Below are 20,587 nucleotides of genomic sequence, written 5' to 3'. Positions count from 1 at the left end.
TTATAGAAGTTTACTTTTGATTACCATCAATTTTTCCCGGGTCATTTCATGCATGGAATATGGAATCCCTCCCAAACCTTCTCCAGAAGCATCCCTGCCTCCAAATGGCATCCAATCGACCCTAAATGCAGTATGGTCATTGACCATGACAGCTGTAGCATTCAATTTCTGAACAGTATCTAGCGCAATGTCTAAATTCTGGGTAAATACAGCCGCCTGGAAGTGGTATTGAAGGGAGTTTGCAATTTCTACCGCTTTTTCTCTGTCTGTGAAAGGATAGACACAGACTACCGGTCCGAAAATTTCCTCTTTGGAAACTTTCATGTCCTGAGATGGATTCCACAGGACAGTAGGTTCATAGCAGGTATCGGAAATTCTTTTTCCACCACAGATTGCCTCTGCACCATTTTTTACAGCTTCGTCCACCCATTCCTCTACCCGATCGACTTCTTTCGGCGTGATCAATGGTCCTACCTCTGTTTTCTTATCCAATGGATCACCGACGATCATTTTTTCTCCAGCTGCTGCAATCTTCCCAGCTACCTTACGGGCTATAGATTCATGGACAAATACCTTTTGGACAGATACACAGACTTGGCCTGCATGATAAAATCCACCTTTGGCTAATGCAGGGATCATTTCCTCAATATTTGCATCTTTCTCTACAATGACCGGAGCAGCACCGCCATGCTCCAAGGCACAGCGTGTTCCGGGAGCAAGCTTAGATTTCAGATACCAACCTACCTTGGCAGAGCCGATAAAAGAAAGGTAATTTACCCTTTGATCTGTTACCAAAGACTCTGCAATATCATTGTCAGTGATGATGATTTGTACCCAGCCTTCTGGAACTCCTGCTTCTTTGAGTATTTCCAAAAATGCAAAACATGATAGGGGGGTAGTAGAGGCGGGTTTTACGATCACTGGGCATCCTGCTGCAAATGCCGTGACAGTCTGATGGATGATTAGGTTCAAAGGGTGGTTGAAAGCCGAAATGGAGGCAACCACACCTATAGGTTCCCTGGTGGTAAAGGCAATCCTTCCCACAGAAGCTTCCGTCAGTCCCATAGGAATCTGCTCACCTGTCAATCTTCCAATTTCCTCAGAGGCTATTTTTACACCATTGATGGCACGTGTTACTTCCACTTTGGAATCTTGATAAGGTTTGCCACCCTCTTCGGCAGCGGTTTTGGTCAACTCTTCAATTTTGCCCTTCATGATTTCCTGCACTTTTTCCAAAATCGCTATTCTTTTGAAAGCAGGAAGCCAATTGTTCCGATCTTGAAAAAGACTGTAGGCGGTTTCCAGAGAATCCATCACCTCTTTTTTACCCATCATTGGGATTTCCTTGATCAGTTCTTGGTTAAATGGATTGTATATTTTCAATGTTTTTTGATCACTCATAGCTTATCTACTTTTTCTTTTAACATGACATTCAAAATTGGGTGGTTCAGAGAGTAGTCTACAGGAAGATCTATCAAATGAACCCCATCGGTGTTGAGACAATGGTCTAGGATTTTTTGGAAATCCCCGTCACTGCTTGGTCTGTAACCATTGGCTCCATAGCTCTCGGCATATTTTACAAAATCAGGATTTTTATAATCTAATCCAAAATCTTCAAAGCCCATGTCTTCCTGTTTCCACTTGATCATCCCATAGGCAGAATCATTCAAAATGATCACAGTGAGGTTGAGATTTAACCTGACAGCTGTCTCCATCTCTTGGGAATTCATCATAAAGCCCCCATCTCCACAGACGGAGACTACTCTTTTGTTGGGATTAAGCATTTTGACCATCATAGCGGATGGCAAACCTGCTCCCATGGATGCCAAGGCATTGTCAAGCAATAGGGTATTGGGCTGATGACAGGTGTAATTTCTGGCAAACCATATCTTGTATACACCATTGTCAAGGGTGATGATGTCTTCGGAAGCCAATTTTTTGCGGAGAAGATTTACCAATCTTTGCGGGAGGGTGGGGAACCTTTCATCTTCAAAATATTTGCCCAAATGGCTCGCAACTTCATTTTTGACTTTTTCAAAGAAACTGAATTCCCAATGACCTTGCTTTTGTATTTTCGAAGTGATCTTTCTTACCGCATTGGTGATGTCACCGACCACATTGAGTTGCGGAAAATATACTGGGTCTACTTCAGCAGGGGAGAAGTTGATATGGATCACTTTTTTTCCTCCTTGTTTCATAAAGAAAGGAGGTTTTTCGATCACATCATGTCCTACATTGATGATCAAATCTGAAGCGTCGATTGCTGCGTGCAAAAAATCGTTGCTTGAAAGGGCTGCTGTTCCCAAATATTGGGGGTGTCTTTCGTCAATGACCCCTTTACCCATTTGGGTATTGAAAAAGAAAATGCCTGTATGGTCTACAAAAGCCTTCAAGGCATCACATGTCACTTTTCTGTTGGCTCCTGCACCAATGAGAAGTAATGGCATTTTTGCATCTTGGACCAATTTTACAGCTTGGTCAATGGCTTGTTCATCAGGGTTGGGAATGATGTGGCCGGTTACTTCGAAAACCATGTCTTCACAGTCTTCCTGTGCAATGTCTTCCGGGAATTCCAAATGTACCGCACCGGGTTTTTCTTCAATGGCAATACGGAAGACTTCCCTGATTTGGGAAGCAATATTGTTACTGTTGACGATTTGCTTGGTGTATTTGGTAATGGGACGCATCATGTCCACCACATCAATGATCTGAAATCTCGCTTGTTTGCTTTTTTTGATCGGTTTTTGGCCGGTAATCATCATCATGGGCATGCCACCAAGCTGGGCATATGCCGCTGGAGTGACCAAATTGGTGGCTCCAGGTCCCAGGGTAGCCATGCAAACGCCGGGTTTGCCTGTGAGCCGTCCGTAAGTTGCTGCCATAAAACCCGCTCCCTGTTCGTGACGATTGAGAATGAGTTTGATAGAGGATTTTTTGAGTGATTGTAACAAGTCCAAATTCTCTTCTCCAGGTACTGCGAAGATATATTCGACTCCTTCATTTTCCAATGCTTTGACAAAAAGGTCTGATGCTTTCATAATATGGTTTGTGGTTAGAAAAAAACTTCATGATTGAATATAGAACTGATATTCGTTGAAAATGATTTCAAGAATTCTACTTTCACTTAAACCAAAAAAAGTTCCCTTGGGAACTTTTTTTGGTTTGGATAGTGGTTGGTTTAGAATCTAATACCCGCCGAAAGTTGTAAAACCCTATTCGTCACATCAGCGTCGGGTTTAACATCAGTCAGACCCAAATTGTATCTCCCTTGGATAAACAAAGGGCCAAATACCTGAAGGGTAACACCTCCTGCCAGGGCAAAATCAAAGGTGTTTGATTTATCTAGGTCTACATGCTCTTTTTCACTCATCAAAAATGAAACTTGGGGGCCTAAGTCTATACTCAATCTGTTGGGTATAAGGTATATCCTAGCTAATAAAGGCACGGAAATATATCCCAATTCATTTTTGAAATCATCAGCAGCTGAGTTAAAAGAAGATACATTTGCTCCCATGGTGGAGTACAATAGCTCAGGCTGGATAGACAATCTGCTGGACAGTCCAAGTTCTACAAATGCACCTGCATGATAGCTGGTAATACTTTCTGAATCAAAATTAGCGCTGGTTCCTTCAAAATTGGAGAAGTTTGCACCACCTTTTAGGCCAAAATTCAAGCCTTGGGCGTAAGTTTCTGTGAAACCTACCAAAACTATAACGAGTGTAAGATACAGTGATTTTTTCATGTGGTTGTTAATTTGATTTGGGTTAGATTTTATTTTCAAATAATAAAATTGTAAGAAATAATATTATTAAATATATTTCACAAAAACCTTTCCAAAAAGAATAATTCTTTAGAAAATGTTGTGCTAAACTAAGACAAGACTGTCAATTCCCCATGATTTGGGCAAGGGTTGACTCGGGGCTGGATACAGTATTGCTTCGGTTCAGAGCCCTGTCCTGTATCTGGACATCTATCCTCAATGTGTCTGTCCTGAATACTGATTCCCAACCAAAAGATAACATGGCATATTCTATTGTACCTTCTACGGCTTTACTTTGATTGTCGGTAAGAACTCTCGGGAACCTTCCATTGAAAGTGGTATAGAATGGAGGGTCTTCCCATCTGTATTCATTGAACACCCCATTCCTCTTGATAAAAAATTTCACAAAAATATTATAGTGGTTTGGGTTTTGCTCGACCCAAATCGTATCGTTGACTACTGTATTGTTTACACGGGGATTGATGGCCCAATCTATTGGGTTATAGGTTGGTGCGTTGGAAGGTCGGGTACCATATGTTATCAAAGCTCCAGCATTATCTCGGATAAAATTCAATTCGTTGAATGGAGGATTGAGATCTGTAGCATTCAAGCCCAAGTCTCCTTCTGCATCTTTAAACCTGATCTTCACCTTCAAGGAATCAGCTTCTGATGTATTGATGAATGACAAGCCCTCAAAGGAGATTTCAGGAACTGAGGGGAAATTGTCTGGAGGACTTATACATGCACCCAAAAGTGCCGCAAACAATAATGTGTGGAGGAAGTTTTTAACACGATTCATGTTCCAAGATTAATTTCAGTAAAGTCTTTGAGGTAAAATTGCTTAATTTTGACAAGACAAATTATAAAACGATGAATTATTTCAAAAGTTTTTCTGAAGATATCCTTTATTCCAAAATCACAAATTTTGAAGAAAAGGCTTTGGAACTTTTTAGATTCCAGTCTCAAAACAATAAAATTTATCAAACTTATCTAGCAGCAAGAAGGATTAATCCCGAAACAGTAGAGAGCATTGATAGGATTCCATTTCTACCCATTCGTTTTTTTAAGGATCATCAGGTAGTTACTGGAGAAATTGCTGATTATGAAAGGTATTATTCCAGTAGTGGAACCACTGGTATGATCACCAGTAAGCATTATATATGGTCCGAAGCATTTTATTTGGCCCATGCACTCAGTCAGTTTGAGAGGGAATATGGAAAAATAACAGATTTTCATGTGTTGGCGCTCTTGCCTGCCTATATGGAGAGACCGGGGAGTTCGTTGGTCAGTATGGCTCAGTTTTTTATCCAAAAATCCGGATCACCCCACTCAGGAACTTACCTCTACAACCATGGAGAGCTAATTGAGAAGCTTCATGATCTAAAAAGCAGTGCAAAGAAAGTACTTTTGCTGGGGGTGACATTTGCTTTGTTGGATTTGGCAGAGGGGGGGATGGAATTTCCCGAAATGGGGAATTTGATCGTCATGGAGACTGGGGGGATGAAGGGTAGGAGAAAGGAGATGATCAGGGAGGAAGTACATGATATTTTGAAAGAGGCATTTCATCAGGATGCTATTCATTCAGAATATGGCATGACCGAATTGATGTCCCAAGCTTATTCGAAAGGTGAAGGGAAATATACTTTACCAAGTACCATGCACGTTTTGATAAGGGATGTCAATGATCCATTTTCACAGTCGCAGAGAAGTCAAGGTGGGATTAATATCATAGATTTGGCAAATTTCCATTCTTGTGCCTTTATAGAAACCCAAGATTTGGGACGTTATGATACTGAGGGAAATTTGGAGATTTTAGGCAGATTTGACAACAGTGAAGTGAGGGGCTGTAACTTAATGGTGAATTAATTTTGTATTCCTCCGGGAATTAAACATATTTGGTCTTTATTAAAAAGTAGAATTATGAAAAGGATATTGATAGCGCTTGTCACCGTGGGTATATTGGCATTGAGCTCATGTGCATCAAATAGACCCTGTCCTGCTTATGCAAAAGCTTTGGACGCAAAAGAGATTAAAGGATAAAAAAATATGCTGACTATCAATAGTCAGCATATTTTTTTATGTCATTTAGGCAAATGGATTTTTCGCCCAATATCACCAATCTTTCCACGACATTCCTCAATTCCCTGATGTTTCCTGTCCAAGGAAATTCTTGAAGTTTTGATAATGCCGACTTTTCAATGTCTTTTTTAGCAGTACCGTACTCTTTGGAAATATCCTCCAAGAACTTCTCTACCAACAATGGGATGTCTTCTTTTCTCTCTTTCAATGCTGGTACTTGGATCAGGATTACACTCAGTCTATGGTATAGATCTTCCCTGAATTTACCTTCTTCAATTTCTTTTTTGAGATCCTTGTTGGTGGCTGCTAGTACGCGAACATCCACCCGGATATCTTTGTCACCACCTACCCGTGTCACTTTATGTTCCTGAAGCGCCCGCAGTACTTTAGCTTGCGCTGAAAGACTCATGTCGCCAATCTCATCCAGGAATAAAGTGCCGCCATCAGCCTGCTCAAACTTTCCTTGTCTCTGCTTGTTGGCAGAGGTAAAAGCCCCTTTTTCATGTCCAAACAGCTCACTTTCGATCAATTCAGCTGGAATTGCGGCACAGTTTACAGCAATGAATGGAGCTGCAGAACGGTTGCTCTTTTCATGCAACCAATGTGCCACCAACTCTTTCCCAGTCCCGTTTGGTCCGGTGATAAGTACCCGAGCATCGGTTGGAGCTACTTTTTCAATGGTATCCTTGACAAGCTTGATAGGTTCTGATTCACCGACCATATCTAGTTTTTTGGACAATTTCTTTTTCAAAACCTTGGTCTCAGTGACTAGTACCTTTTTGTCCAAGGCATTGCGGACAGTCAGGAGGAGTCTGTTGAGGTCAGGTGGCTTGGGTACAAAGTCAAAAGCACCTTTTTTGGTAGCCTCGACAGCAGTCTCGATGCTGCCATGTGCCGAAATCATGATGAACTGAGGTTGTTTTTCCAAAGTAGCTACTTTGTCCAAGACTTCAATCCCGTCCATTTTGGGCATTTTGATGTCACATAGGACTAAGTCAAAATCCTCTTCCTGGATTTTTTTCCAACCTTCTTCACCGTCTTGTGCCTCGGAAATATCGTACTTTTCATATTCTAAAATTTCTTTCAAAGTGGCTCTGATAACCCTTTCATCATCGATAATTAGAATTTTTGGCATATGGTTTTGTTTGTTTTTTACATTGGAAAAAAATGTACAAGCCTGTAAGCCGGGTTCTGTTCTCTTCCTGCCAGGCAGTAGGAGTACTTGTCATTTATCTAGATCTGCCCTCACGGACAGACTCAATCAACCTACCCACTCCGATGATTTCTCTCCGAGAAGAGAAATTTGGACGAGCAGCCCTTAGATCGGAGCCTATTTGGTCTTTCAACCCATAAGGTTTACCCTGCTCCCGATGTCACCATCGGGACGGTGGGCTCTTACCCCACCATTTCACCCTTACCCCGATCAAGATCGGGGCGGTATATTTTCTGTGGCACTGTCTGTGACCAAGTCGTCACCAACTTGGCCCCTTCCCGTTAGGAAGTATGGCGCTCTATGTTGCCCGGACTTTCCTCCCTCCCGTAGACCGGGACGGCGACAAGTCAGCTTGTACGACACAAAGAAAAGGATTTTATTTCATTCTATATGTATTTGAAATCCCTTCTCTTTCCCATAATCAATCTGATGACTTTCTTTTCCACGTATTTCAACTGTAAAAGGCAAATCACGGTCTTCCAAATTTGTTGATGTTTTGCCAAAAAACATTTGTCTTCTTATTTGGATTAAGTTTAAATAGAATATACTTTTGCGACATTAATTATACTAAATCTAAATAAGAATAATTTAATTATCAGGATATGTTTGCAAGATTTACCGCTTTAATATGTGTCATCGGCTTATTTATAGCCAGTATAGGTCATTTGGAAGCCAAAAATCCGAATGATGAAAAGTCTTTGGTGATAGCAGGTAAGATCAAGTCTGGCAATGGAGAAGTAGTTCCTTATGCCAATATCCTGGTGTTGGGGACAGTGAAAGGTACACACACCAAAATGGATGGATCATTTCAGATATATGATTTGGAAGATGGTGATTATATCATCAAAGTTTCCGCGGTAGGCTATAAAACATTCACCAGGGGAGTGACAGTAAAGGGTGGACAGATCAGTGAATTGGATTTGGTGTTTCTTGAAAGTGATGTTGAAATGCCCCAAATGACTGTCATTGCTTCAAAAGACCGGGTTTTCAGTAAAGTGCCGGGTTCTGTGACATATATCGATCAGCGTGAAATTGATGCAATTTCTCCAATCAGTGGAAATGAAGTCTTGAGAAGATCCCCAGGGGTCCATGTAGTGGACGAAGAAGGTGTTGGGATGAGAGTCAACATTGGTATCAGGGGCTTGGATCCTGATAGGAGCAAATCAGTCCTTGTCCTTGAAGATGGGGTTCCTGTAGCACTTTCTCCATATGGGGAACCTGAGTTGTATTATTCTCCAGCGATAGACAGAATGGCAGGGGTAGAAATACTAAAAGGATCAGGGCAGATTCTGTATGGTCCACAGACTATAGGGGGAGTCGTGAATTATATTTCCCGAAATCCACCAAAGGAGCAGGAAGGATCAGTTAGAATCCAAGGTGGCCAGGGTGGTTATTTTTCTGGGCTTGTGAATTACGGGAATACTTTTGGAAACACAGGTATGCAAGTCAATCTGTTGAAGAAAAGAGCTGATAATGTAGGTCCTACCAGTTTTGATATCACTGATTTCAATACGAAATTCTTGTTCAATATCAATGAGAAATCTGAGTTGGGATTGAAATTGGGTGTATATAATGAGGTTTCGAATTCAACATATATTGGCTTGAACCAAGTGATGTATGACCAAGGAGGACAAGATTTTACAAGACTTGCGCCCGATGATCAACTTGATGTGTCAAGATACTCCATCAGTTTTAGCCATAAGTATAGATTCAGTGAAAATGTGAGGTTGAATACAATAGCTTATGGCTATACTACCACGAGAAACTGGAACAGACAGGATTTCACCATTAATAATACCAATACAGCTCCTTCAAACTGGACTGGTGTGGTGTGGGGAGATAGAGATATCCCCGGTGGGGCGATTTTTATGAGTAATGGTACAGGCAACAGAAATAGACAGTTTGCTGTAGGAGGCATTGAGCCTAGATTAGAAGTAGATCATCAGCTTTTCAATTTGAAAAATGAATTGACAGTAGGGACGAGATTGCTTTGGGAGCAAGCCAACGAACAAAGAATCAATGGAACCAAAGCGGGAGTAAAAAGTGGAAACTTGGTAGAAGATGAAATTAGGACAGGCAAGGCATTTGCGGCTTATGTACAAAATAAAATTGCGCTTTCCGAAAAAGTGGATTTCAATGTGGGCGTGAGGTATGAGAATTTCAATTATGAAAGGGATATCAGAAGAAGGAGATTTGCCAATGTTGTAAGGGACACGGTTTTGGTAGCAAATAATGTAATCCATGAAATCATTCCAGGGATGGGTTTCAACTATAGACCTGTCCAGGCATTGAATTTCTTTGGAGGGGTTCATAAAGGCTACGCCCCACCTCGAACAAAAGATGCGATTACTGCAGTCGGTGATGTCCTTGATTTGGATGCAGAAGAAAGTTGGAATTATGAATTTGGTTTTAGGACAGAGCTTTCCAATTGGGTTTTCATGGAAATGACAGGGTTTTATATGGATTTCAGCAATCAGATTATCGATGTGTCTGAATCGTCTGGTGGTGAGGGGTTCGGTGTGGTGAATGCAGGCGCTACCAAGCACCGAGGTGTGGAATCTGCATTGGTTTTTGATTTGAGCAATCTGTTTGGTTTTTCCAAAACAAGATTGACTTATGATGTCAATGCTACTTATGCGATGTCCACATACGCTGCCGATAGGTTTATTGATGATGTCAATGTCAATGGAAACAGAACTCCTTATGCTCCCAATTGGTTTGTCAATTCTGCGCTGACATTGGAGACCAACTCTGGATTGGGTGCAAGGGTTTCCCTGAATTATGTCGGAGAACAATACACAGATGAACTCAATAGAGAGTTGCCGACATTAGATGGCAGGAATGGTAAGATTGATGCTTATACAGTAGCCGATGCAATGATTAGCTATGACGTAAAAAAATGGAACTCAAGATTCAATGTAAGTGTCAAAAATATAACTGACGCAAGATATATTGCCAATAGAAGACCACAGGGGATAAGGGTTGGATTGCCGAGATTTATCACTGCGGGCTATGAGTTTAAATTCTAAGGAAAATAAGGTTTTTTTAAAACTCTTTCAAACAATCTCTGATCAGTACTGTTTCATAACATGTAAGGCTTTAAATAGCTTTTCTTCATAGTGCTGGGTTGAACCGTTCCGATTTTTCGGAACGGTTCTTTTTTGTAGCTTTGCACCCTAATAAGGATAAAAGATGATATTAGTAGGCAATGCGGTTATCAGTGATGATATCAAAGAACAGTTTTTTGTTTGTGATCTTGAAAAATGCAAGGGAGCTTGTTGTGTAGAAGGTGATGCAGGAGCTCCATTGGAAGATGAAGAGATCCAGATCATAGAAGATATTTACCCCGTTGTCAAAGATTACATCACCCAAGAAGGAAGAGAGGCCATCTCAAAACAGGGGACTTGGGTGATAGATAAAGATGGGGACAAAGGTACACCAACAATCGGTGACAATAGAGAATGCGCCTACGCACTGTATGATGAAAAAGGCATCTTGAAATGTGGCATCGAGCAAGCTTATCTGGATGGGAAAATTGCTTATAAAAAACCTATTTCATGTCATCTATACCCAATCAGGGTGAAGAAATATGATGATTTTGAAGCTTTGAATTACGACCGTTGGGACATTTGCAGTGCTGCCTGTGTATTGGGTTCAAAACTCGGTGTACCAATCTATAAGTTTCTCAAAGATGCGCTGATCAGAAAATTCGGCGAAGATTGGTATGGTGAATTGGTAGAGGAAATAGAAAACGGAGCATCAAAGGAAGAAATAAAAATTAGTTGATTATATTAACTTAAGAATAAGTTTTTATAAATTGGTGATTCTTTCAAATCAAAAAACTTACCAATTATGAAAACTTGCTTATACTTAGGATTTTTAATATTGACAATATTCTCCTGTAGTTCACCAAAAATCCAGAAAGAAGAACTATCAGATCTAAGTTTTGAACTTGATTCGAGGGTAAAGGCTTTTGATATGCCGGAAGGTTGGGGACATTTCTATTTGGGTTTCCAAAATGTCAAGGATAGAATTTATTTTTTCAATCACAGAAAATTTTCTGTGGCAGCCTTTGATAAAGAATCCCAAGAGATGATTTTTCTTACGGAATTTGAAAAAGAAGGTCCGAATGGGGTAGATGGTCAGGTGATTGATTTTCAGATCGACGATGAAGGGAATATTTTGTTTTATGCATCTAATGACAAGTTGTACAAAATGAACCCACATGGCGAATTGGTGGAAAAGGTTTCTTTACAAACATCAGAGTTGGTCGATAACAACATTGCCATTTTGCCAAACAATTTTCAAAAAATAGAAAATCTACTCTATTTTCCTGCATTTCCAATGATCTTCAAATGGACAGACCTTTCTGTAGATGAACTTGCAGCCTTACCCAATCTGATTGTCTACAATCTTGAAGATCATTCTTATGAAAAATTGAGTTTTTTTGACAGGACCTATTTAGGCAATAACCTGAATAAATTTATCATGCCAACCTTGGGGATAGGGAAAAATGGTGAAATGATCATCAACCACAATTACAAAGATATTTTTGTATATCACAAAGGAGAGGTCATAAATGTGGAGGCTTCCCTTACCGGGTTTTCTCCAGACCCTCCAGTGTCCCAAAAGGATATGTTTGAAGAAATGGATGAAATTATGAGGCTGATGAATCATACAGATAATTACCTTAATTTTGCCTTCTATCCCCATCACAATATCTATATTCGAACAGCCAAGTTTGAGGAAGCACCTGAGGGAGATGATTTTATGGGGACTTTTATGCCTTCAAAATGGGCACTTGTATTCCTTGACGAGCAATTCAAGAAAGTAGGGGAGTTAAACCTCCCTGAAAAAGAAACCAATGGAAATTATATTTTTGATACGAAAGAAGGTATCTGGTTTTCTACAGACCATCCAGACAACCCTGACTTGGATGAGGATAAGTTGCAGTTTAGGTTGTTGTTGAAAAAATAGATTCAGACATACCCAGCAACCTTATACATCACTATGCCCAGCCATTCTTTGAATAGCTTTTGCCAAATATAGATGGAATAGGGGTCAGGATACAATAAGGTAGGCAGGTCGAACTTGCTATCATTTGAATAGTAGTCAACCGGAAAAGTGTCCGTATTTAGCCCTGCTTTATCAAAACATCCTTTGGATCTGTACATGTGAAATGCAGAGGTAATCAACAGGTGTTTCTGGTTTTCGGGAATGCCTATTTGATTCAGTATTTCTTTCGTAAAGGCAGCGTTTTGATGGGTGTTTTTGGCTTGGTCTTCCAAGATTACATCTTCTTCTGCTACTCCTGACATCACCATAAAATCCCTCAAAAGTGCAGCTTCTGTATTCGGATTGGTAGGGTTTAGACCCTGTCCACCAGTTATCAATATCTTTTTGATTTTCCCCAATTTGTAAAGCTGGACTGCATGCGTAGCCCTATCTGCCCCTTTGTTGAAGAAGGTACGGTCATTGGTGGTTTTGTTCAGGTTGGTTACTCCGGTAAGCACGATTCCTATTTCATACTTGGGTAGGGAAGTGAGCTCCTTGAATTCTGGTTCCCAAGTATTCATTGCAAGATTGCTGAGAAATTGGTTGCTGAATAGTAAAAGAAATAAGATTCCCGAAATCAGGATTCCATTTCCTTTATTCTTTTTCAACCTGATAAAACCATACAAGATAAGTACAAGACAAATGCTCAATGGCATGAGAAGAATGGAAAGAAACTGGGATAAATAGAAGAACATTGGAATGTCGGTTTGGCTTCCAAGATACTCAGTTCATTTCTGATTTTCTAACAATAGTATTTTGATCTTGCATTGGATTTTCTGATAAACGTAGGCTGTCTTGTAAACTAGTGTCGACGGACCTGGAATGTTCTGGAAACATTGAATCCAAAATGGATATCTCCACCAAAGAAGTTGCCGGTGGTTTCCGGGATAAACATCGTCTCGGTCATCGCTTGGGAGTTGGTCAGGTGGAGTTGGAATACATGTCCACCTGTTTCTATATCCACACCCAATGATAGGCTGTTGTGATAGATATTGTTGGATGGGGTGTCGAAGCGGTGGAAGTATTCCATGTTGATGGAAGTCCTGGGGGTGATTTTATGTCTTCCTCCAAATCCGAGGGCGAAGGTATTCTGGAGTTCAGACGCTAGTGGTGGGGAATTTCTTCGAACATAAGTTGGACTGATCTGTAGAGACAGGTTTTCGTTGAACTTCCGTGCGATGAGTAGTTGGCTGGTAGATGCAAGCCGGTCACTAAAGTCCCTTTCAACTCCGGGTATTTTGAGGCTGTTGATTGCGATATTTGAAAACCAAACGACAGAGACAGGCATAGCGCCTCCTGGTGCTTTTTGTGTGAGCAATCGGTATTTGATATATCCGTCGAATACTTTTTGGAAAGAACTCCTCCCTATCCCTACATTCAGGCGATCAAGTACTCCATACTCCAATCCTAATCTAACGCTGGATTGGTCTAAGCCGAAGAATTGGTATGCTCCGCCATTGATCCTTCCGAATCTATGGGAAATGATAAAGTCCAGAACACCTTTTTCCCTTGTTTCAACAGCATGTCCGTTGATGATTCGAGTGCCCTTGAATGTTCCGGTTACATTTTGGGGAGCAGTATCATCTTCGGTTAGGAGCTGATCCAAGAGATCATTTTGACCAAAACTTTCTATGGGAAACCATAGAAAGGTAGCGAGCAAGCAAAATAGAATTGTTTTCATATGGTTGTTATGTTTGTATTTGAAACTAATGGTTGGGACAGGGAAATCGCTTTCAAGAATCTTCGAATAAGAGATTCCTCATTCTAGGTTGACCTATTTTGGTCTGTGGGGACACAGACCAAGGTAATGTTCAATATTTAATAGCAATTTCCCTGATGGGATTATGAAGCACTCTCATTGGAAATCACATTTCTTTGAATTGGTAATTCAAATCAACATCTATAACCTCAGCTATATTGAGGAATACTACCTTGGGAATGGAAATGTCGTAATCTTCCAACTTTACCTTGAACTTGGAGGTCATGGTGACACCTTGGTTGTCTAATATGAGTTTCCCGGGGATTTTTACCCGTTGGGTTACACCGTGGATGGTCAGATGTCCATCGGCTTCCACATCATGTGTTCCTTGGCTACCCAGATCGTATCCGGTCAATTTCCCTTCGAAAGTGGCGTTTGGATACTTGTCAGACTCCATATAATTTTCATTGAAGTGTTGTTGCATAAGGGATTTTCGGAAAGAAAATCCCTTGATGGGTATCCGGAATGCCAATGCTCCAGTCTCTCCATTGAAGAGTGCTGTTCCCTGCTTGTTTGTGGCTTTGATATCTTCCAATGGGGTGCTGGAGTAGAAAGTGGTGCTACTTTGTGCTGCTTTGTACTGCTGCGCCAAAAGGGGAGAAGCCGAAAGTAAAGTCAAGGATAAGGCTATAAGATAGATTTTCATTGTTGTGTGTTTTAGTTGTCTTGAGCCCCGTTGGCAACCCAGCAAAAGATATCGTCTTTTTGTTTGGCACTTAGTGTGAGTCCGGAGGATGCTTTTGGCATGTTGCCACTTTCCGTTTGCGCTCTTATTGAGTTTGCATTTTGGATAATGTTGGCTTTGATGGTAAAGTTGGGAAATTGCCCACCGGATACATGACAGCCGGATATGGCACAGTTTGCATTGATGATAGCTAATACACTCCCGGATAATGTTGCCGGATTGTCTTCACATCTTTCATTGGACCCGCCGTTTCCGATTGGATCAGGCTCAGGATCATCACTGCTACATCCAATAGCCACGGCTATTGCAAGGATTGTCAAGAAGATTACGCTGTAGTTTTTCATTTTTTTTAGTTTATATGGTTAAAGATGATTTCGTTTAAATCAGGCAATAGTTTTCCCGAAGGCATGGATATTGGTCCTGCCGATAATATTGGTTTTTGCTTGAAGAAGTTGATTCGTAAAGGGAACTTGTCCCTAAATTGCTACCAATTGTATTTCATACCTATCCAGATTCCGGTGCTTTTTAGGTTTACATTGTATTCACCCACTCCAGTGATGGGCAGCTTGACATAAGGTTCTATCTGGATGGCCAATTTTTCTGTTAGTTGTCGCTGATAGCCAGCACTGAGATTCAATACACCTAAGTAGTGGTTGTTTTTGTTGTCCACCCTGTTGCTGTAGGGTGGGACTCCCGAATTCATTTCCGGTTCTATCTGATATTTTTCAGTTAGCATTAGATAGGAAGACAGTCCAGAACTGATATACCACCTTTGCAAACTTTCATGGCTGTTAAGGTAGTATCTGACAGCGATGGGAATGTCAAGGATATAGCAATCTCCCCTTATTGCATTGGTGCTGGGCTGGTATCCTCCGGTATTTGTTTGGTAGTCTGCTTTATAGGTTTTGAAGGCATAGAGTAAGCCTGCGTTGATGCTGATTTTTTCCCGGACGAAATATTCGAAATTGACACCGATGTTGCTTCCCACTCCATGGATATCAAGGATATTCACGGCACTGACATCTGGAGATAGGATCAACGTAGTAGAGAACCTGGCATAATCTACAGGTTTTTTGACCTTGGTATCTTGGGCGAGTTCCACTTCTTTCTCGGGAATTTGGACTGCTGATTTCTCCATAATGGAGTTGAACTTAGTATCCAAATCCATAAAGGCTTTTATGTCAGGCTTTGTCAAGGTAGTTGTTATCGGAAGACCTGTCGATTGCTGTTCCTTTTGGCCAGATATTGTAGAAAGGAGTCCATTTGGAAGCTGTTTTTGGTTTTTCTCCAGCGTATTCTGATAATCGATATTCGGAGAATCATTGTCATGCTGTCTATCCGTATTATCGCTGGCAGATGTTCCACTACTTTCCTTTGGAGTATTCTGTTTCTGGGTTACCGTTGCAATATTATATTGGTCTGAATTGGAAATCTCCCCGGGGCTTTTGACCCACCACCATATGGAGAGCAACAGCACAGTTACACCTCCCAGAAAGAGCATGTACTTGGCTAAGCCAGCGGATTTGCCTAACCCGGTAGGGGGAGGCGCGTCCAGTTTGGATTGCATTTTCTTCCAGTCATCTTCTTGGTACGGGATATCGTACTTGTCCAAAGCGTTCCGAAGAATATTATCCAGCTCATTGTTTGTTAAGTTGTCCAACTTCTTCTTCATGGTTTTTTTTGATGAGATTCCTGAGGTTTTCCCTAGCTCTCGAAAGTCCGGACTTTGATGCCCCTACAGAAATTTGGAGTGTCTCGGCGATTTCGTCATGCGAGTATCCTTCTATTACATAAAGGTTGAATATAGTCCGATATGCAGGACTGAGGGATTGTATCAACTTGATGGTGTCTTGATATGAAAGATCATCCAACACGTTGCTTCCGTTTTCGGTCAATTCAGTCAAATGTTCTAGATCTGTCTCATTTTTGAATTTTCCGTACTTTTTTGTGTGGTTGATGGCTGTGTTTATAAGAATTCTCCGAAACCAGCTTTTAAAGGGCTTCTCTCTATCAAATTGTTGCAAATTGTCAAAGACCTTTACAAAACCGTCGTTGAGAACCTCTACGGCTTCCTCCCTTGTTGAGGTATAGCGTAGGCTTATACTCATACCATAGCCGTGAAATTGCCTGTAGAGCATTTCCTGACTTCTCCTGTCCTTTCGGATAGAGCCATCTAATATGGTAGGGTTTGGTTCTGAATCCACTTACATCAAGCCTTGTAATAGCCTATACAACCTGGACCGTCCAGACGTTGCGTCTATGAATAATAATTTTTTCTTTTATTTTGAATATATCGATATGATCTCCGAATCTGGGATCGTTTCAGACTTAAGACCCAAATTCTATATATAATCTACGATTATATTTCCAGAGATAAAAAAAAAAGTGGCTTGTGTTTGTAATAGGGGGGATTTAATAAATTGGTATTTTTTTATCCAACAATCAAAAAGTAAAAGAAAACACTGATCAATAAGGTCAATACAATATGGATGATCACGGACATTCTGTGGCTCTGGGATTTCCTATCAAAGCGCTCTTCTATCAATTCAGAATACAGCTCGGGATTTCTATTTTCAATCCCAACATGCTGTTTAGCATAAGGGCTATCAGCCATTTTGCTTCTAACATTCAGTATACTTCTGTTGTCTTTGCTGGATTGAATCATGTTCAATCCTGATGTTCCACCTGCCATAATCTTGGGTTTATTTGAACACAAGATAATAAACGAAGGTCTCAAATCAAAATTTAGGCGAGGGCAGAAAGGGTAATTGCTTTTATCCAAAATAAACCTTCGGGGGTTTGGAACTTTATCACCCCATTGGACTGTGTCCCCACAGACCAATCCACCAAATTGGACAACCCTCGAAGTTTCTCACTTTGAAATTGTTAAAAGTGATTTCCTTGGAAGGACTGGATAAACAAGTTGTTGTTTGGGTTTTTTAGCCAAAAATGAAATGGTTGATTGAATTTTTAAAGTTTGATGATTTATCTCTTGAAAATTTACGAAAGCATTGGATCATTTCCTTATTTTTGGGCCATGTCTATTACAATGCCTAACCTATTGCCAAAATTACAAAATTTAGCTGCCCAATTGGAGGGTGAGCTGAAACTTGATTCCCTTACGAAAACACTTTATGCTACAGATGCTTCAGTGTACAGAGAAGTGCCTTTGGCAGTGGCATTTCCCAAGTCAGAAGCTGATATTCAGCAATTGATCCATTTTGCAAAGGAAAATAGGACCTCCTTGATACCTAGGACTGCGGGGACCTCCCTTGCTGGGCAATGTGTGGGAAATGGGATTGTAGTGGATGTATCGAAGCATTTTACAAAGATTCTTGAGTTCAACAAAGAAGAGAAATGGGTTCGGGTACAGCCTGGAGTGGTGCGGGATGAGTTGAATCTTTTTCTAAAGCCACATGGATTGTTTTTTAGCCCAATCACATCTACAGCCAACAGGGCAATGATTGGAGGAATGGTGGGGAATAATTCTTCCGGTACCACTTCAATTGTATATGGTACGACCAGGGAAAAGGTGATTTCATTGCATACCCTATTGAGTGATGGAAGTCCAGCTGTTTTTGGACAGATTGACAAGGGAGAGTTTGAAAGGAAATGCAGCTTGGATACCCTTGAAGGAAAGTTGTATCAGCAGGTCAAAGCAGAGCTCTCGAATATTGGGAATCAAAATAACATCAGGGAGAATTTTCCCAAAAAATCAATCCATAGAAGAAATACAGGCTATGCTGTTGATTACTTGTTGGAATCGGAGATTTTTACAGAAAATGGAGAAAAATTCAACTTCTGTAAGCTGTTGGCAGGTTCTGAAGGGACTTTGGCATTCACTACAGAAATAAAGATAGCATTGGATCCACTTCCTGATCCGGTGGAGGTAGTTGTGGCTGCACACTTCCATTCCATCCATGAAAGCATGAAAGCTTCCCAAGTAGCCATGAAGCATCCGGCTACTGCGGTGGAATTGATGGACAAGATTATTTTGGATTGTACCAAAGAAAGTATAGAGTATTGTAAGAACCGCTACTTTGTGGAAGGGGATCCAATGGCTTTGTTGATGGTAGAATTTACTGGGAAGACAGAGGCAGAAGCACGGATTAAGGCTGATAAATTAATCCTTGATCTCCAACATGGAGGCTTGGGCTATGCATATCCCGTGATTGAGCCAAGTATGACCAAATCTGCTTGGGCATTGAGAAGTGCTGGATTGGGGCTTTTGGCTAACATACCCGGTGATGCAAAAGCAGTGGCTTGCATCGAGGACACCGCAGTGGATATTGAAGATTTGGCAGATTATATTGATGAATTTGACAAGATGATGGAGGCGTATGGGCAGCAGCCTGTGCACTATGCCCATGCTGGAGCGGGAGAGATCCACCTACGTCCGATTTTGGATTTGAAGAAAAAATCAGGTCAGGATGAATTTTACAATATCTCATTGGATGTAGCCAAATTAGTGAAAAAATACAATGGCTCCCTGAGTGGTGAGCATGGTGATGGCAGGGTGAGGGCACCATTTATCCCATTGATGGTGGGAGAAGAAAATTATCAGCTATTCAGAAGAATCAAGTATACTTGGGATGAGGATAATATTTTCAACCCGGGAAAAATTGTGGACACAGCTCCGATGAATACCTCCTTGAGATACGAAGCTGATATGGAGACACCTGTCCACAAAACCTTGATTGATTTTAGCCAGATAGGTGGGATTCTCCGGTTGGCTGAAAAATGCAATGGGTCTGGTGATTGCCGCAAGCTTCCAGAGTCTGGAGGGACGATGTGTCCGAGCTATCAAGCCACCCGCAATGAAAGGGATACTACAAGAGGTAGAGCCAATACCTTAAGGGAATTCCTGACATTGGACAAAAAGGAGAATGCTTTTGACCATCCAGAAATCAAAGAGGCATTGGATCTATGCCTCTCTTGCAAGGGATGTACAGCCGAGTGTCCGTCCAATGTAGACATGGCAGCCATGAAGGCAGAATTTCAGTACCAGTATCACAAGACGCATGGAGTTTCACTCCGTTCAAAAACCTTTGCGCATATCAATAGCTTAAATGAATTGGGTTCGAAAGTGTCAGGGTTGGCAAATTTTGGATTATCTAATTCATTGACAAGTGGACTGATGAAGTCCTTCCTTGGAGTAGCACCCAAGAGAAATCTTCCAGCTATTTCCAAAGTGAGTTTAAGAAAATGGTACGAAAAAAACTATCAATCACTTCCTCAAAGTGCCAAGAAAATCAAGGGGTTATATCTGTTTGTCGATGAATTTACAAACTATAATGATACTGAAATAGGCATCACTGCGGTCAAGTTGCTAAAGAAATTAGGCTATGATGTAAAAGTGGTCCAGCATGAAGAAAGTGGAAGGTCGGCTTTGTCTAAAGGGCTTTTGGAGAAAGCGAGAAAGCATGCTGATGCAAACGTCAGGGTGTTTCAAGACATCATTGATGGCAATACGCCTTTGGTAGGGATAGAACCATCGGCGATTTTGGGTTTCAGGGATGAATATCCCAAGCTAGTAAGTGAAGAGTTGGTAGAAGGAGCCAAAAAACTCAAATTCCATACGCTATTGATAGATGAATTTATTGGTAGGGAAATAGCGTCAGGAAACATCACTCCGGAGATTTTTACCAAAGAATCCAAGAAGATCAAGCTTCATGGGCATTGCCACCAAAAGGCATTATCCTCACTTTCATGGACCCAAAAGTTGCTGTCTTTACCTGTAAATTACCAAGTGGAAGTCATCCCTTCGGGTTGCTGTGGAATGGCGGGATCCTTCGGGTACGAGGCTGAGCATTATGATGTCAGCATGAAAATCGGTGAAATGGTCTTGTTCCCAGCTGTTCGGGAGGCATCATCAGATACGCAGATTGTTGCTCCAGGGACTTCATGCAGACACCAGATCAAAGATGGTACGCAACGCAATGCAAAACATCCGGTAGAGGTATTGTGGGAGGCTTTGTTGTAGTTGACTATAAACCTGAGTTCGACTATTCTCACTTTGTCAAAACGGTTATAAAT

The 20,587-nt window shown here is 41.1% G+C and carries 17 protein-coding genes and 1 other RNA gene; 5 read left to right on the top strand and 13 right to left on the bottom strand.

From position 1 onward, the window contains the following. The 4 genes from ACFSKL_RS19070 to ACFSKL_RS19055 form a co-directional block, all read right to left on the bottom strand. Positions 1-1,401 carry an aldehyde dehydrogenase family protein gene (locus tag ACFSKL_RS19070; protein WP_376888394.1) on the bottom strand — a complete coding sequence of 467 codons (1,401 nt, stop codon included), beginning with the start codon at positions 1,399-1,401 and terminating at the stop codon, positions 1-3. Then, complete coding sequence (locus ACFSKL_RS19065; RefSeq protein ID WP_376888392.1) at positions 1,398-3,038, bottom strand: acetolactate synthase large subunit; 1,641 nt, start codon at positions 3,036-3,038, stop codon at positions 1,398-1,400. The genes ACFSKL_RS19070 and ACFSKL_RS19065 overlap by 4 nt, the downstream gene beginning before the upstream one ends. Positions 3,039-3,178: 140 nt before the next feature. After that, the gene (locus ACFSKL_RS19060; RefSeq protein WP_376888390.1) at positions 3,179-3,742 is read right to left on the bottom strand and encodes a porin family protein; all 564 of its coding nucleotides are present in this window, start codon (positions 3,740-3,742) and stop codon (positions 3,179-3,181) included. Between the two features lie 142 nt (positions 3,743-3,884). Then, on the bottom strand, positions 3,885-4,559 hold the full coding sequence (locus ACFSKL_RS19055) for a hypothetical protein (protein WP_376888389.1): 675 nt from the start codon (positions 4,557-4,559) through the stop codon (positions 3,885-3,887). 71 nt (positions 4,560-4,630) lie between these two features. Between ACFSKL_RS19055 and ACFSKL_RS19050 the strand changes: the two genes are divergently transcribed. Further along, on the top strand, positions 4,631-5,626 hold the full coding sequence (locus ACFSKL_RS19050) for a long-chain-fatty-acid--protein ligase (protein ID WP_376888387.1): 996 nt from the start codon (positions 4,631-4,633) through the stop codon (positions 5,624-5,626). Between the two features lie 190 nt (positions 5,627-5,816). On the opposite strand, the gene ACFSKL_RS19045 is transcribed toward ACFSKL_RS19050, so the two are convergent. Together ACFSKL_RS19045 and rnpB are read right to left on the bottom strand one after the other, a co-directional pair. Next, entirely contained in the window at positions 5,817-6,974 is a 1,158-nt protein-coding gene (locus ACFSKL_RS19045; RefSeq protein ID WP_376888385.1) for a sigma-54-dependent transcriptional regulator, read from the bottom strand. Positions 6,975-7,003: 29 nt separating this feature from the next. Then, positions 7,004-7,411, bottom strand: an RNA gene (rnpB, locus tag ACFSKL_RS19040) — RNase P RNA component class A. Between the two features lie 243 nt (positions 7,412-7,654). On the opposite strand from rnpB, the gene ACFSKL_RS19035 reads away from it, so the two are divergent. From ACFSKL_RS19035 to ACFSKL_RS19025, 3 genes are all read left to right on the top strand, one after another. Further along, positions 7,655-10,081, top strand: coding sequence for a TonB-dependent receptor domain-containing protein (locus ACFSKL_RS19035; RefSeq protein ID WP_376888383.1), 2,427 nt, complete (start codon positions 7,655-7,657; stop codon positions 10,079-10,081). 163 nt (positions 10,082-10,244) lie between these two features. Beyond that, positions 10,245-10,838, top strand: coding sequence for a DUF3109 family protein (locus ACFSKL_RS19030; protein ID WP_376888382.1), 594 nt, complete (start codon positions 10,245-10,247; stop codon positions 10,836-10,838). Positions 10,839-10,904: 66 nt separating this feature from the next. Beyond that, positions 10,905-12,029 carry a DUF4221 family protein gene (locus ACFSKL_RS19025; RefSeq protein WP_376888380.1) on the top strand — a complete coding sequence of 375 codons (1,125 nt, stop codon included), beginning with the start codon at positions 10,905-10,907 and terminating at the stop codon, positions 12,027-12,029. Between the two features lie 2 nt (positions 12,030-12,031). Here the strand turns inward: ACFSKL_RS19025 and ACFSKL_RS19020 are convergent, their stop codons facing one another. From ACFSKL_RS19020 to ACFSKL_RS18990, 7 genes are all read right to left on the bottom strand, one after another. Then, positions 12,032-12,802 carry a YdcF family protein gene (locus ACFSKL_RS19020; RefSeq protein ID WP_376888378.1) on the bottom strand — a complete coding sequence of 257 codons (771 nt, stop codon included), beginning with the start codon at positions 12,800-12,802 and terminating at the stop codon, positions 12,032-12,034. 107 nt (positions 12,803-12,909) lie between these two features. Further along, positions 12,910-13,788, bottom strand: a complete 879-nt coding sequence (locus ACFSKL_RS19015; protein ID WP_376888377.1) for a DUF5777 family beta-barrel protein — start codon at positions 13,786-13,788, stop codon at positions 12,910-12,912. A 184-nt stretch (positions 13,789-13,972) separates the two neighbouring features. Next, complete coding sequence (locus ACFSKL_RS19010; protein WP_376888375.1) at positions 13,973-14,512, bottom strand: YceI family protein; 540 nt, start codon at positions 14,510-14,512, stop codon at positions 13,973-13,975. Positions 14,513-14,523: 11 nt separating this feature from the next. After that, entirely contained in the window at positions 14,524-14,895 is a 372-nt protein-coding gene (locus ACFSKL_RS19005) for a 2-polyprenyl-6-methoxyphenol hydroxylase (RefSeq protein ID WP_376888373.1), read from the bottom strand. Between the two features lie 140 nt (positions 14,896-15,035). Continuing rightward, positions 15,036-16,223, bottom strand: a complete 1,188-nt coding sequence (locus ACFSKL_RS19000; protein ID WP_376888372.1) for an outer membrane beta-barrel protein — start codon at positions 16,221-16,223, stop codon at positions 15,036-15,038. Beyond that, positions 16,189-16,755, bottom strand: coding sequence for an RNA polymerase sigma factor (locus ACFSKL_RS18995; protein WP_376888371.1), 567 nt, complete (start codon positions 16,753-16,755; stop codon positions 16,189-16,191). The genes ACFSKL_RS19000 and ACFSKL_RS18995 overlap by 35 nt, the downstream gene beginning before the upstream one ends. Before the next feature lie 227 nt (positions 16,756-16,982). Then, a complete protein-coding gene (locus ACFSKL_RS18990; RefSeq protein ID WP_376888370.1) occupies positions 16,983-17,243 on the bottom strand; it encodes a hypothetical protein in 261 nt (86 codons plus the stop codon). Positions 17,244-17,588: 345 nt separating this feature from the next. Here ACFSKL_RS18990 and ACFSKL_RS18985 point away from each other — a divergent pair, with 345 nt between their 5' ends. Continuing rightward, on the top strand, positions 17,589-20,534 hold the full coding sequence (locus ACFSKL_RS18985; RefSeq protein ID WP_376888369.1) for an FAD-binding and (Fe-S)-binding domain-containing protein: 2,946 nt from the start codon (positions 17,589-17,591) through the stop codon (positions 20,532-20,534). Positions 20,535-20,587: the final 53 nt, after the last annotated feature.

The sequence above is a fragment of the Belliella marina genome, from assembly GCF_042682445.1.
In the GTDB taxonomy this organism is placed as follows: domain Bacteria; phylum Bacteroidota; class Bacteroidia; order Cytophagales; family Cyclobacteriaceae; genus Belliella; species Belliella marina.
This window is presented reverse-complemented; position numbering and strand designations above follow the sequence as displayed.

Coding starts and splice junctions, on each gene's coding strand:
- ACFSKL_RS19070 (WP_376888394.1), bottom strand. CDS start 1,401: ATGAGTGATCAAAAAACATTGAAAATATACAATCCATTTAACCAAGAA.
- ACFSKL_RS19065 (WP_376888392.1), bottom strand. CDS start 3,038: ATGAAAGCATCAGACCTTTTTGTCAAAGCATTGGAAAATGAAGGAGTC.
- ACFSKL_RS19060 (WP_376888390.1), bottom strand. CDS start 3,742: ATGAAAAAATCACTGTATCTTACACTCGTTATAGTTTTGGTAGGTTTC.
- ACFSKL_RS19055 (WP_376888389.1), bottom strand. CDS start 4,559: ATGAATCGTGTTAAAAACTTCCTCCACACATTATTGTTTGCGGCACTT.
- ACFSKL_RS19050 (WP_376888387.1), top strand. CDS start 4,631: ATGAATTATTTCAAAAGTTTTTCTGAAGATATCCTTTATTCCAAAATC.
- ACFSKL_RS19045 (WP_376888385.1), bottom strand. CDS start 6,974: ATGCCAAAAATTCTAATTATCGATGATGAAAGGGTTATCAGAGCCACT.
- ACFSKL_RS19035 (WP_376888383.1), top strand. CDS start 7,655: ATGTTTGCAAGATTTACCGCTTTAATATGTGTCATCGGCTTATTTATA.
- ACFSKL_RS19030 (WP_376888382.1), top strand. CDS start 10,245: ATGATATTAGTAGGCAATGCGGTTATCAGTGATGATATCAAAGAACAG.
- ACFSKL_RS19025 (WP_376888380.1), top strand. CDS start 10,905: ATGAAAACTTGCTTATACTTAGGATTTTTAATATTGACAATATTCTCC.
- ACFSKL_RS19020 (WP_376888378.1), bottom strand. CDS start 12,802: ATGTTCTTCTATTTATCCCAGTTTCTTTCCATTCTTCTCATGCCATTG.
- ACFSKL_RS19015 (WP_376888377.1), bottom strand. CDS start 13,788: ATGAAAACAATTCTATTTTGCTTGCTCGCTACCTTTCTATGGTTTCCC.
- ACFSKL_RS19010 (WP_376888375.1), bottom strand. CDS start 14,512: ATGAAAATCTATCTTATAGCCTTATCCTTGACTTTACTTTCGGCTTCT.
- ACFSKL_RS19005 (WP_376888373.1), bottom strand. CDS start 14,895: ATGAAAAACTACAGCGTAATCTTCTTGACAATCCTTGCAATAGCCGTG.
- ACFSKL_RS19000 (WP_376888372.1), bottom strand. CDS start 16,223: ATGAAGAAGAAGTTGGACAACTTAACAAACAATGAGCTGGATAATATT.
- ACFSKL_RS18990 (WP_376888370.1), bottom strand. CDS start 17,243: ATGGCAGGTGGAACATCAGGATTGAACATGATTCAATCCAGCAAAGAC.
- ACFSKL_RS18985 (WP_376888369.1), top strand. CDS start 17,589: ATGTCTATTACAATGCCTAACCTATTGCCAAAATTACAAAATTTAGCT.